This window comes from Luteimonas sp. R10 (genome assembly GCF_045689605.1).
Taxonomy (GTDB): Bacteria; Pseudomonadota; Gammaproteobacteria; order Xanthomonadales; family Xanthomonadaceae; genus Luteimonas.
Genome location: NZ_CP141262.1, coordinates 1,200,817 through 1,213,612 on the forward strand (window position 1 = coordinate 1,200,817; position 12,796 = coordinate 1,213,612).

Here is a 12,796-nt window from a genome sequence, read left to right on the forward strand (position 1 = left end):
GGTGAAAGCGGGAGTGGGTCGAGTCGCGCCTACGCGGCGTTCCGGCGCGCGGCGGCCCGGCGCATGCCGCCGGCCGCGAGCGGCGACGCGGCCATCGCGAAGAACAGCCAGTCCCAGGCGCCTTCGGCCAGCAGCATGCCGACGATGCCGGCGACGCAGGCCAGCGCCAGGAGCGTGACCAGCAGCAGGGTCTGTCGGCCCTTCATGCCGGCGCTCCGGCCGGCGCCGGGCGGCGCTTGCGCCGGCGGTTCCACCACAGCCACGCGCCGTTGGCGGTGATGAACAAGGTGAGCCAGGTGCAGGCGGTCCACAGCAGCTTCAGCGCCAGGCCGCCGTAGTCGCCGAAGTGCAGCGGCTGCGACAGCACGATCGCCTTCAGGTACCACGGCAGCTGGACCACGGTGCGCACCTGGGCGTCCTCGGCGTCGACCAGCGCGACGCGGAACAGGCGCTCGTCCAGGCCCTGGCCGCCGACCAGCACGGTGAAGTGCCGGTTGGTGGAGAACTCGGTATCGGGATAGACGACGGAGATGACGTGCCAGCCGGGCGGCGCGGCGCGCAGCGCCGCCGCGTAGACCTCGTCGATGTCGGCCGGAGGCCGCCGCGGGTCCACCGGATCGCCCGAATAGCGCTGCTGCAGCGCGGCCAGTTCCGTGTTCTGCCAGATGCCGGTGGCGACGGTGCCGAAGCCCAGCAGGAACCCGGTGACCGTGACGGCGAGGGCCCAGCCCAGCACCAGCGCGCCGATGAAGTTGTGCAGGTCCAGCTGCAGCAGGCGCGGCCCGCGGCCGCGGCGCAGGATGCCGAAGGCGATGCGCTTGACGTAGGGCGCGTACACCACCAGGCCGGACAGCAGCGACACCAGCACCAGCAGGGCGATCAGGGCGCCGATCAGTTCCCCGGCCGGCCCAAGGAACCACTCCGCATGCAGTTCCAGCAGGAATCCCGTCAGGGTCTTGTCGGTGTCCACGCCCTGCTCGGTCGGCTGCGCGGTGGCCAGGTGGGTGAAGCGCAGCTTGAAGGTCTCGAATCCGTGCGCGTCCCTGGGACCGGTGAACAGCAGCAGGACCCCCGGATGCTCTTCCGGTTCCATGCCGATGCTGAGCACGCGCTCGTCCGGGAACGCCGCCAGCACGTTGTTGACCGATTCGGCCAGTGGCCGGTGCGGCGCGTCCTCCAGGCCCTGCGCGGTGGGCACCACGCCCATCGCCGCGTCGATCTCCTCGTGGAAGATCAGCACCGTGCCGGTCAGGCACAGGACCAGGAACGGCACGGTGGCCACCAGGCTGGTCCAGCGGTGCAGCCAGAGGTTCAGCCGGAACCAGCGCGAGGGGCGGCGCGCGTCCATGTTCACCAGTCGACCTGCACGCCGGCGTACCAGCTGCGCGGCCGTGGCAGCGCCGCGGTGTCGAACGGCGTCGGCTCCAGGGCGCTGGTGTCGATCTGCAGCGGCGTGCGCTCGTCGAACAGGTTGTCGACGCCGACGAAGAGATAGGCGCGGCCGAACCGGTAGCCGCCCTTGGCGTTGGCCAGCCAGTACGGTTCGGTGCGCCCGAGCGGCCGGTTGAGGATGTCCGAGTAATAGGCATCCGAGTAGCGCGCGTTGGCGCTGAGTTCGAACCCGCCGGCGCCGCGCCAGGTGAAGCCGGCGTTGCCGGTGAAGCTCGGGGCGTGGGCGAACTCGTTGCCCTCGATCCCCGAATCGGGATACTCCGTCACCTCGGTGCGCAGGTAGCCGACGTCGGCATGCAGCTCCAGGCCCGGCCGCGCCAGCCAGCGCGCTCCCAGTTCGGCGCCCATGTTGCGGGCGCGGTCGGCATTGCGGACCACCACCGACCAGACGCCCGGGTCGGGGTTGAGGTCGAACGGCAGCTGCATGTCGCGGTAGTCGCCGCGGAACACGTTGCCGGTCAGCTGCAGGCGCCCGTCGGCCAGGTCGCCGCGGAAATAGGCCTCGTAGTTGACGACGTACTCGGGGTCGAAGCTGTAGCTGGTGATCGGCACCTCGAAGGTGACGCCGCCGCCGCCGGCGTTGTAGCCGCGCGAGGCGAGCACGCCCAGGGTCCAGGCCGCGCTCGGGCGCCAAGCGAGGCCGAGCTTGGGCATGAAGGCGCTGTAGGCCTTGTCGATGTCGATGCTGACCACGGCGCCCTCGCCGCCGAAGCGGCGATGGCGCTCGCGCTCGTAGCGCGCGCCCAGGGTCAGGTCCAGGTCCTCGCGCAACGCGATCGTGCCTTCGCCGTAGACGGCTTCGGTGCGGACGCGGTCCTCGAAGCGCTCGTCCACCGGGAAATCGATGAATTCGTCCTGGTCGGCGCGCATCAGGTAGATCCCGGCGATGCCGTCGATCCGCGAACCGCCGGACCGTTCCAGCACCAGGCGCGGCTCGAGCACGTATTCGCGGCTGTCGATCCGGGCGATGCCGCTGCCGGCCGGCGCGAACCGGTCGACGTGCAGGTCGGTCGCGGTCAGCAGGTTCTCCCAGCGCAGGCGGTCGTCGATCTGCCACTGGGTGTCGGCGATGACGGCGTTGGTGCGCGGCGCGAACACCGGCATCTGTGGGGTGGCGGGCCTTTCGTCCTCGAACGGCCGTGCGACCATCTCCGCCTGCGGCGCGCGCGACTGGGCGTGCTGGAAGGTCAGCAGCGCGCTGAAGTCGGGCAGGGCGTCGGGCTTGAACAGCAGCTTGCCGCGCAGGGTGCGGTTCTCGAACTTGCCCGGATCATTGGTCCCGGGAAAGCCCGTGAAATCCAGGTAGCTGTCCTGGCGCTGCACGTCGCCGGCCAGCCGGAACGCGACCTGGTCGCCGGCGAAGGGCCCGGACAGGTAGAAGGCGCCCTGGCGGCGGCCGTGCTCGCCGCCGAGCAGGCGCAGGCCGCCTTCATTGGCCCAGGCGGGATCCTTGGTCTTGATCGCCAGGGTGCCGGCGATGGCGTTGCGCCCCTGCAGCAGGCTTTGCGGCCCGCGCAGCAGTTCCGCCTGTTCCACGTCCCAGAGCGAGCTGCCGGAAAACACCAGCTCGTTGTAGCTGACCGCGCGGCCGTCCATCGACACGTTCAGGCGCGGCCGGGTGCCGGCGAAGAACGCGTCCGCGCCCTGGGCCGGACCGGTGCCATCCACGCCGCGCACCGCCGGCGCGTAGTTGCCGGTGCCCACGCTGGTGACGTTGGCGGCGTTGGCCAGCACGCCGCGGCTGTCGTCGAGCCCGCGCGACTGCAGGGCACGATCGTCCAGGACGACCGTGCTGGTGGCGGTGTCCTGCTGCGAGCGCCCCTGCTTCTCGGCCGTGACCACGACCCGGTCGAGCGTGGTGGCCTGCTGGGCCGCGGAGGCGACATCCTGGGCCTGGGCGGTGCCCGAGGCGAGGGTGGCCGCGACGGCCGCGGACACCAGGCGGCGAGCGGGATCGGGGACGAGGCGAAGCGTGGTCGGGGGCATGGTCTCTGCGCGGCCTGGAGGCGAGAACCCGGCGGCGTCTTCCAACGCGGACCGGGTAGATCGACCATTATACAAATGAGAATCATTATCGGACAATGGCCATGTGGGGACGAGGGAGCGTCCAGGTTCTGAAATGTCGATCGGAACGTTCCGCCGGAGTCTCGCCCCCGTAGCGCATCGCCGCGATCGGTTCTCCGCGCGCGCGCCACGCCGGTTTCCGGTGCGGCCGGCCTCGGCGGGACGATGCCTGCCATGCGCGCGCAGGAGCTCTCGCTGCGGATCAGCGGCCGACGCCCGGTTGGCCCGCGCCGCGGACATGGTCGGCAGTCGGGGCCGAGGATTCGGGGAGGTAGCTGCGTCGGTTGATCGTCTCCCTCCCTTGCGGCCGGCGCCGGGCTGGCATCATCGCGCCATGCCGCTCACCCTCGACCATCTGCGCCGCTACGCCGTCGCGCGCACGCTGTTCCGGCCGACGACGCTCATGCGGGCGATCGAGCGGCTGGGCTTCGTGCAGGCCGATCCGATCCGCGCGCCGGCGCGCGCGCAGGACCTGACCCTGCGCCACCGCGTCCGCGACTATCGCGCGGGCGACCTGGAGCGGCGCTATCCGCGGCTGGCGCTGGAAGAGGACTTCTTCGTCAACTACGGCTTCCTGCCGCGCGCCCACCAGGCGCTGATGCATCCGCGCACCGCGCGCCAGGCGTGGACGCCGGCGCGCTGGAAGCAGGCGCATGCGGTGCGCGAGTTCGTCGCCGCGCGCGGCGCGGTGCATCCGCGCGAGGTCGATGCGCACTTCGCGCACGGCAAGGCCACCAACTGGTTCGGCGGCTCGTCCAACGCCAGCACCCAGCTGCTCGACGGCATGCACTACCGCGGCCTGCTGCGGGTCGTGCGCCGCGACGGCGGCACGCGGGTCTACGCGGTGCGCGAGGGCGACTCCGCGCTGGTGGACGCCGCCGCCGTCGACGCGCGCATGGATGCGCTGGTGGAATTGGTGGTGCGCAAGTACGCGCCGCTGCCGCTCGCCAGCCTGCGACAGCTGATGACGCATTTGAGCCGTGCCGTCCCGCAATGGAACCACGCGCGTGCCCCGGCACTGGCGCGCGCCAGGCAGCGTCTCGCGCAGGCGCGCGTGGCCGGCGTCGACTGGTTCTGGCCGGCCGACGAAAGCCCCGCCGGCCGGCGCTGGAAACCCGATGCCTCGGTGCGCCTGCTCACGCCCTTCGACCCGGTCGTCTGGGACCGCCGCCGCTTCGAACTGTTCTGGGGCTGGGGCTACCGCTTCGAGGCCTACACGCCCGCGCCCAAGCGCAGGCTGGGCTACTACGCGCTGCCGCTGCTCTGGCAGGACCGGGTCATCGGCTGGGGCAACCTGGCGGTCGCCGGGGGCGCGCTGAAGAGCGAGATCCGCTACGTCGAAGGTCGCGCCCCGCGCGACGCGGTGTTCCGCGACGGGCTGGAAGCCGAACTCGCGCGGATGCGCGCCTTTCTCGGGCTCGAGGACTGATCGCCCGCGCAGCACGGCAAGAAGCTTCGAGCCGGGGCCGCGCAAGCCGGCATGCCGGCATGCGGGGTCGGGGGGCATCTTTCCGTCTTCCAGGGTTCATCCGCGCCTTCGGCCCGTCGTCGGAGCGCTGCTCAGCCGGCGTCGCGGGCCAGCGCGTCGGCGGCCTGGATTCCGGAAAGGATCGCCGAGGGAACGCCATAGCCGGGAAATGTCGTCTGGCCTGCAAGGTAGAGCCCGCGCAGGGGAGTGCGGTGGGGGAAAAACTTGTCCGGTGTCGCCCCCGGTGCAATCCCGTAGAGCGCGCCGTCGTACAGATGGCGGCTGCGCGCGAAATCCTGCGGATCCAGCACGCGCGTGGCTTCGATCGCGAGCGTGGGATGCCGGGCCTTCAAGGCGGTGAAGTGGTTCCCGACGGCACGCGCGGTCATGTCCGGCGTCCACTCCGACGCCGAAGCGACTCCGGTCGCTGGTGCGTAGAGCTCGATGACTGCCTTGCCTGGCGGGGCAAGTTCGGGAAGCACGCATGTCGGGGTGGCATAGGAAAGCCATTGCGGGGTGCCGGGCGTGGAGACGTGCATCCGCCCCTGCTGTTGCATGGCGGGGACGTGATTGACGACGAAGGCGCCGGGAAGCTCGGCACCGGAGCAGCCGAACTGGATGGCGACGGCGCGATGCGATCGCGGTGCCTTGCGCGCCTTGCCCGCCAGCCGCGATGGCAACGCGTCCCTGGGCAACAGGTGGTCGACCAGCGCGAATCCGGAGCAGGTGGCGACCACGCACTGTGCGGCGATGCGTTCGCCGCCGGCCAGCACGACCCCGCATACCGCCCCATCTGCCACTTCGATGCGGTCGACGCGTTGGCCGCAGCGGATGGGCACCGAATGCCGCTGCAACGCTCGATGCAGGGCGGCGCTGATGGCGCCCATGCCGCCGCGGGGCAGATGGAACCCCTCCTCGAGCAGCGCCAGCAGCCCGATGATCTGGGTGGCGGGAAGCCGATCCGGCGAGGTGCCCGTGTAGAGCAGGGTCGAAGCCACGGCCGCCTGCAAGGCAGGCTCCGGAAAGTGCGCTTTGATGAGTGCATCGACATGGCCGCCCATGCGGGGCAGGTATCGCCACAGGCGGGACAGCGTCCGCAGCAGGGACGGCTCGAACGGGAGCACCTCGTCGATCAGCGTGCGATAGACCGGCGCCCAGCGCCGCTGCAATCCGCCCAGGCCATCGCGCAGTATCGCGGTCTTCTCGTTCGCCTTGGGGCCTTCGACGGACGAGTTCTCCACGTCGGACAGGCGCACCACCGTGCCGTCTTGCAAGCGGGTCTCCTGTGGCCGCTCGATGCGCACCAGCGGCGCCTCGGCATCGAAGTCCAGGCCCAGGCGCTCGAAGGCGGCGCGCAGCAGCGAGGGAACCGCCACGTAGAGCGCACCGTTGTTGAAGGTGAATCCGGAAACCAGCGTGGTGGAGCAGCATCCGCCCACGGCATCCGTCGCCTCGACCAGCAGTACCGGCCTTCCTGCCCGGGCCAGCGACAGCGAGGCGGCCAATCCCGCCAGACCCGCGCCGATGACGACGATCGGGGACGCTTCTCGTTTCGACATGATGGATGGCCTCCGGCCGACGGTGTGGGCGCTGGCGTTGACAAATAGCGAACAATGTACACAATTGTACATTGTCTAATTAATGGCGCAACCATGCCCTCCACCGATCGAATCTCACGCAAGCGAAAGCGAACCACCGACCACATCGCCGCGGTCGCGTCCGCGCTGTTCGAGAGGCATGGCTACCAGGCCGTGACCATGGAGCAGATCGCCACGGAAGCGGATGTGGCGCGGGGGACGCTTTACAACCACTTCCCCGTCAAGGACGCGGTTCTTGCGCATGGGATCCATGCGCAGTTGGCGCGGGACCTGGAGCCGCTGATGCAGGAAGTCCTGTCGCGCGGTTCCTTCGTTTCCCGGTTGGCGACATTGCTGGAAGCGTCGGCGCGCTGGTGGGAGGAGCACCGCCAATACGCCGTTCCCTATCTACGCTACCGCTTCCAGGAAGTCCGCGACGGCCGGCCGGGCGATCCGCCTTCGTCCGGCATGATCGCGGTATACACCCGGCTGATCGCCGAAGCGCAAGGGGTGAAGGAAGTCCGCGCGGATGCACCGCCCGACCGGCTCGCCCACTACCTGCATTTTCTCTACCTGGGCGCCGTCATGGCCTGGCTCGGCGACGACGAGGCGGCGTTGAGCGACGAGCTGGCCAAGGTTCTCGAGTTCTTCATGGAGGGCGCCGCCGCACGATAGCGGTCGGCGATCCGTCGGCACCTTGGGTAAACCCGCGACCATGGAAGCCGTGTCCGTCGGCAGGGTTGTCATCGCCCGGCCAGCAGACTCAGGCATGCCTGCGCAGCAGCCCGGCGGCGCGATCGCGCAGCGCCAGCACCGCGACCAGCAGGCAGGGCAGGAAGGTGAGCGTGACCACCGCCGAGGCGGCGATGCCGGACAGCACGATCGCGCCCAGGCCGCGGTACAGCTCGGTGCCGGCGCCCGGGATCAGCACCAGCGGCGCGAGGCCGAAGAGGGTGGTGCAGGTGGACATCAGGATCGGCCGCAGCCGGGTGCGCACGGCATCGTTCACGGCCGCCACGGTCGATGCCGCGCCTTCCTCCAGTCGCTTGTAGGTCTCGAGCACGATCAGGATCGGGTTGTTGACCACGGTGCCGAGCAGGACCAGGAAGCCCAGCAGGGTGATCATGTCGAAGGACTGCTCGATCCGGCCCAGCCCGAGCGCGCCGAGCGCGGCGCCCAGCCCGTTGAGCAGCGCCAGCCCGACGATGCCGCCGGCGATGCCCAGCGGCACCGTCGCCATGACGAACAGCGGCCGGCCCCAGTGGCGGAAGATCGCCACCAGCAGCAGGTAGGACAGCAGCAGCGCGATCGCGAAGTTGCCCGCCACCGCCTCGCGGGTGGCGTCGAGCTGGTCGCTGGCGCCGGAGATGTCGACCGAGACATCCGCCGGGATCTCGCCGTTGGCGCGCATCGCCGCGACCAGTTCCTCGCGCACGCGCGCCACGCCGGTCTCCAGCGCGACCGACCGCGGCGGGACGATGTTGAGGGTCACGGTGCGGCGGCCGTCGAGCCGGCGGATGCTGTCGGTGCCGGCGGATTCGCGCAGTTCGGCCAGCGCCGAGACCGGCAGCACCGCGCCGGAGGGCGTGGCGACCGGCAGGTCGCGCAGGCGGTCGAGGCGCTGTTCGCTGCCGGCGCTGCTGAAGAGGAAGATGTCGACCTTGCGGTCGCCGAGGATCATCTCGTCGGCGAACGCGCCGTCGCTGAGCGCCGCCACCGAATAGCCGAAGCCTTCCGCGTCCAGTCCCACTTCGGACAAGCGTTCCCAGCGCGGCTGCAGTTCCAGCAGCGGCTGGTCGAGGCTGAGCGTGCTGGGGTCGGAGCCGATGCGGGCGCCGTCGAACAGCGCCTCGGCCCGCGCGAAGGCGCGCCCGGCCACCCGGTAGATCTCGGCCAGTTCGACGCCGGAGATGTCGAGGTTGATGCTGCGGGTGCCGCCGTCGTTGCTGGAGATGATCGAGCCGCGCGAGGAAAACGCGCGCATGCCCGGGTAGGCCAGGAAGCGCGCGTCCAGCGCGTCCATCAGCGCGTCGATGTCGCCCGGCGCCTTCGGCTCGGCGATGATGCGCAGCCCCTGCGGGTCCACCGAGAGGTTGAAGTAGGCCAGCGCCGGCATGTCGGTGTCGCCGGCGGCGAAGCGCTCGGGCGGGTCGTCCAGGTGCGGCAGCAGGCCCTCGGTCAGCTCGCGCGCGATCGACGCCATCTCGGTGAGGTTGTAGCCGGGCGGCGCGATCATGCGCGAGAACGTCTTCGGCTCCTCGCCTTCGGGCAGGTACTCGGCCGGCGGCGTGAGCAGCGCCAGCGCGAGCACCGCGGCCGCCACCGTGCCGCCCAGCACCAGCGCCCGGCGCCGCGGCCCGCGGCTGAGCCAGCCGATGCGGTCGCCGATGCGGCCGAACGCGTCCTCGCCGGGCGTGTGCTGGCGGCTGTCGTACGCGGGCGCCAGGCGCGCGCTCATGGCGGGGACCACCGTCACCGCCACCGCCATCGAGGCCAGGATCGAGGCGGAGATGGCGATCGCCACGTCCGAGTACAGCTGCCCGGCTTCTTCCCGCACGAACAGGATCGGCGCGAACACCAGCACCGTGGTCAGGGTGGAGGCCAGCACCGCCGGCCACACCCGGCCCACGCCCGCCACCGCCGCTTCGAACCGCTGCAGTCCGCGCCGGCGCGCCTGGTCGATGCTTTCCAGCACCACGATGGTGTTGTCCACCGTCATGCCGATCGCGAACGCGACCCCGGCCATCGAGATCACGTTGAGCGTGCGCCCGGCCAGCAGCAGCCCGACGAAGGCGGCGATGGTGCAGACCGGGATCGCGACCACACCGGTCAGGGTGGTGCGCACCGAGCGCAGGAACGCGAGCATCACCAGCGTGGCGAGCAGCGCGCCCAGGACGAGGTTGCGCAGGACGTTGGCGATCGATTCCTCCACGTAGCGCACGTCGTCGGTGGTGAGCGTCATCTCCAGCCCGAGCGGCGCCAGCAGTTCGGCGTTGATCGCCTCGATCTCGGGCAGCACCGCGTACTTGATCTGGATGACGTTGGAACCCGGCTCGCGCCGCAGCGACAGGCTGAGCGCGGGCTTGCCGTTGTTGAACGACAGGTCGCGGCGTTCGAAATGGTCGAGGCGGATCTCCGCCAGGTCGGACAGGCGCACCAGCGCGCCGTCGCGTTCGGCGACGATCAGGCCGCCGATGTCCCCGGCCTCGCGGAAGCGGCCCACCGTGCGCACCAGGAAGCGCCGCTTGCCGCTGTCGAGATCGCCGCCGGAGCTGTCGACGTTGCGCCTCCGCAGCGCATCGCGCACGTCGCGCATGCCCAGCCCGCGTTCGGCCAGGCGGTCCGGGTCCACCTCGATGCGGACCTGGCGCTCGGCGGCGCCGCCCACCTGCACCAGCGACACGCCCGGCACGCGCTCCAGCCGCGGGCGCACCTCGTCCTCCACGAAGTTGCGCATCATGTCCAGGTCGAGATCCAGCGCGCTGTCCTCGCGGGCGCCGATCCGGAAGTACATGAACGCGTTTTCGGAGAACGAGCTGGTGGCCAGCGCCGGTTCGTCGACGTTCTCCGGGTAGCCGGAGACCTGGCTGAGCGCGTTGTTGGTGCGGATCAGCGCTTCGTTGACGTCGACGCCGAACGGGAACTCGAGTTCGATGCTGGCGCGCCCGGTGCTGGCGGTGGAGACCATGCGGCGCAGGTCGGGCAGGGTGCGCAGGTACTGCTCCTGCTCGATCAGGATCTCCTTCTCGACGTCCTGCGGGGTGGCGCCGGGCCAGCGCGTGTCGACGCTGATGGTGCGCACCTCCAGGTCGGGGATCATCTGCACCGGCACCCGCAGCGCGGCGGCGATCCCCAGCACGCACAGGATCAGCACCGCGACCGCGATCAGGGTGCCGTGGCGGAGGACGTGGTCGAATCCCACCGGTCAGGGCCCGGCCACGTCCACCGGCTGGCCGTCTTCCAGCGCTTCGTTGCCGCGCACCACCACCCGCTGGCCGGGCTGCAGGTCGCCCGACACCGCGACCAGCTCGTCGCGCTCGCGCAGCACCCGCACGCTGCGCTGGCGCGCCACCGGGCCGTCCTCGCCATCCTCGACGACGAACAGGCTGTGGCCGCCGTCGGGCTGGCGCAGCAGCGCGTCGCGGCTGACCGCGAGCGCCGGCGCCTCTGCCGGCAGGTCGATCTCGGCGCGCGCCGAGGTGCCCGGCAGCAGGCGCGCTTCGGGGTCGTCGACCAGCAGGCGCAGCAGGAAGGTGCGCGCGCCGGGGTCGGTGACCGGGACGCGCGCGCCGATCCGCGCCGGCAGCGGCGCGCCGCCGAGCGCGTCGGCGAACACGCGCACCCGGGCGTCGTCGTCGAGCTGGGCGAAGCGCTCCTGCGGCGCGCGCAGGTCCAGGCGCACGCGATCGGTGGCGACCAGCGACAGCACCGGCGTGCCGCGCTGCACCCATTCGCCGGCCTCGGTGAGCTTCTCCGCCACCACGCCGTCGAACGGCGCCGGCAGCACGTGGCGCTCGACCAGTTCGGCCTGCTCGCGCGCGCTGGCGCGGGCGGATTCCAGTGCGGCCTGCGCCAGGCGCAGCTCCGACTCGCGCGCGTCGACCTGGCTGGCCGCGATGTACCGGTCTTCGCCCAGGCGCCGCGCCTCGGCGAACAGGCGTCCGGCCTCGCGCGCCGCGGCTTCCGCTTCCGCCACCTGAGCGCGCACGCGTGCGAGCGCCTGCCGCCCGACGGCGGGATCGAGTTCGACCAGCACCTGGCCGGCCCCGACCCGGTCGCCGGCATCCACGTGCACGCGCGCGACCAGGCCGTCGACGCGCGGCGACAGCTGCGCGTCGCGTTCGGCCGTCAGCGTGCCGGTCAGCGAGAAGCGTTCGCCGAACGTGGCCTCCTCCGCCACGGCCACGGCGACCCGCACCGCCTCGGCGTCTTCGCCGGCCTGCTCCTGTGCGCCGCAGGCGGCGAGCAGCAGGAGGGCGGGAAAGAGCAGTCGGGTCCTGGCAGCCATGGTCTCCGGTCGTCGCCCGCGGCGGTGAAAAGCTAGCATGCGGCCCGCGCATTCTCTTCATCACGCGGGACGATCGTCGCCCCGGCAACTTCGCCCGATCGGGCGCCTCGATCATCGCAAGATGTCGCGCCGCCGCCCGGTGACATGCTTTGATACAGATCGGCGGCGGAGATCGCCTGCGATGTGATCCGCTTTGCGCGCTCCTACGAAGCCGCGGCGCAGGGCCGTGGCATCCGGCAATCGGGCGAAGCGCTTGACTGGCAGGCCGGCATGCCGCCACTCCCGCATCGGGGCAATCGGTTGCGGTCCGCCGCCGGCTAGACGATGCCGCCGTTGGCGTACACCACCTCGCCGTTGATCCAGTCGCCGTCCGGACCGCACAGGGCCGAGACGACATTGGCGATGTCTTCCGGCTCGCCCAGCCGCCGATGCGGGGTGCGCTGTACGAAGCCTTCGATCACCTGCGGCGGCTTGCCGTCGGTGAACAACGTGGTGTCCACCACGCCGGGCGCCACCGCGTTGACCGAGATCATGCGCCCCGCGAGTTCCTTCGCCAGCACGCTGGCGTAGATGTCCTGCGCGGCCTTGGTGGCCGCGTACGGGCCGTAGGTGGGGGTGCGCAGCCGGGTGATGCTGGACGAGAGGGTGACGATACGGCCGCCGTCGCGCACCCGGCGCGCGGCTTCGCGCAAGGTATTGAAGCCGCCTTTCGCGTTGACGGCCAGCATGCGGTCGAAATCCTCGTCGGCCATCTCGCCGAAGGGGGCCAGCCGCATGATGCCGGCGTTGGCGACCACCACGTCGATCCCGCCGAAGGCGGCGTCGTTGGCGTCGAACAGCCGCCGCACGGCGGTCGGATCGCTCACGTCGGCTTGCACCGCGATCGCCCGGCCGCCGTCGGCCTCGATCCGCCGCACCATGGTCTCGGCCAGGTCCCGGCTGCGCAGGTAGTTGACGGTGACGCGGAAGCCGTCGCGCGCCAGGCGCCTGGCGATGGCGGCGCCGATGCCGCGCGACGACCCGGTCACCAGCGCCGCCTTGTCGTCGGCGCCGCGGGCGGGGACGGCCGGTGCCGCACCGTTGGATTGCGCGAGTGCGCCGCCGGCGACGACGGCCGGGACGAGGGTGGACGCGGTCACGAGCAGGTCGCGGCGCGAGAAGCGTGGACGATGGTCGTCCTGGTTCCTGGACATGGCGAAAGCTCCTGTGTCTGGAAATGCATGGCAG

Annotated in this window: 9 protein-coding genes; 2 read left to right on the forward strand and 7 right to left on the reverse strand. The window is 71.2% G+C overall.

Going from position 1 to position 12,796, the window contains the following annotated elements; all coding sequences use genetic code 11:
• Positions 1-29: 29 nt before the first annotated feature.
• The 3 genes from U3649_RS05110 to U3649_RS05120 are packed head-to-tail and all read right to left on the reverse strand — an operon-like array spanning position 30 to position 3,390.
• A complete protein-coding gene (locus U3649_RS05110) occupies positions 30-206 on the reverse strand; it encodes a hypothetical protein (RefSeq protein ID WP_407353797.1) in 177 nt (58 codons plus the stop codon).
• Positions 203-1,348 carry a PepSY-associated TM helix domain-containing protein gene (locus U3649_RS05115; RefSeq protein ID WP_407353798.1) on the reverse strand — a complete coding sequence of 382 codons (1,146 nt, stop codon included), beginning with the start codon at positions 1,346-1,348 and terminating at the stop codon, positions 203-205. Before U3649_RS05115 ends, U3649_RS05110 begins: the two co-directional genes overlap by 4 nt.
• 2 nt (positions 1,349-1,350) lie before the next feature.
• Positions 1,351-3,390, reverse strand: a complete 2,040-nt coding sequence (locus tag U3649_RS05120) for a TonB-dependent receptor (RefSeq protein ID WP_407353799.1) — start codon at positions 3,388-3,390, stop codon at positions 1,351-1,353.
• Positions 3,391-3,850: 460 nt separating this feature from the next.
• On the opposite strand from U3649_RS05120, the gene U3649_RS05125 reads away from it, so the two are divergent.
• On the forward strand, positions 3,851-4,945 hold the full coding sequence (locus U3649_RS05125) for a DNA glycosylase AlkZ-like family protein (RefSeq protein ID WP_407353800.1): 1,095 nt from the start codon (positions 3,851-3,853) through the stop codon (positions 4,943-4,945).
• A gap of 131 nt (positions 4,946-5,076) precedes the next feature.
• Here the strand turns inward: U3649_RS05125 and U3649_RS05130 are convergent, their stop codons facing one another.
• The gene (locus U3649_RS05130) at positions 5,077-6,543 is read right to left on the reverse strand and encodes a phytoene desaturase family protein (RefSeq protein ID WP_407353801.1); all 1,467 of its coding nucleotides are present in this window, start codon (positions 6,541-6,543) and stop codon (positions 5,077-5,079) included.
• A gap of 93 nt (positions 6,544-6,636) precedes the next feature.
• Here U3649_RS05130 and U3649_RS05135 point away from each other — a divergent pair, with 93 nt between their 5' ends.
• Positions 6,637-7,236, forward strand: a complete 600-nt coding sequence (locus U3649_RS05135) for a TetR/AcrR family transcriptional regulator (RefSeq protein ID WP_407353802.1) — start codon at positions 6,637-6,639, stop codon at positions 7,234-7,236.
• A gap of 88 nt (positions 7,237-7,324) precedes the next feature.
• Here U3649_RS05135 and U3649_RS05140 read toward each other — a convergent pair whose 3' ends face one another.
• The 3 genes from U3649_RS05140 to U3649_RS05150 form a co-directional block, all read right to left on the reverse strand.
• Positions 7,325-10,483, reverse strand: a complete 3,159-nt coding sequence (locus U3649_RS05140) for an efflux RND transporter permease subunit (RefSeq protein WP_407353803.1) — start codon at positions 10,481-10,483, stop codon at positions 7,325-7,327.
• A 3-nt stretch (positions 10,484-10,486) separates the two neighbouring features.
• Positions 10,487-11,569, reverse strand: coding sequence for an efflux RND transporter periplasmic adaptor subunit (locus tag U3649_RS05145; RefSeq protein WP_407353804.1), 1,083 nt, complete (start codon positions 11,567-11,569; stop codon positions 10,487-10,489).
• Positions 11,570-11,886: 317 nt separating this feature from the next.
• On the reverse strand, positions 11,887-12,762 hold the full coding sequence (locus U3649_RS05150) for an SDR family oxidoreductase (protein ID WP_407353805.1): 876 nt from the start codon (positions 12,760-12,762) through the stop codon (positions 11,887-11,889).
• Positions 12,763-12,796: the final 34 nt, after the last annotated feature.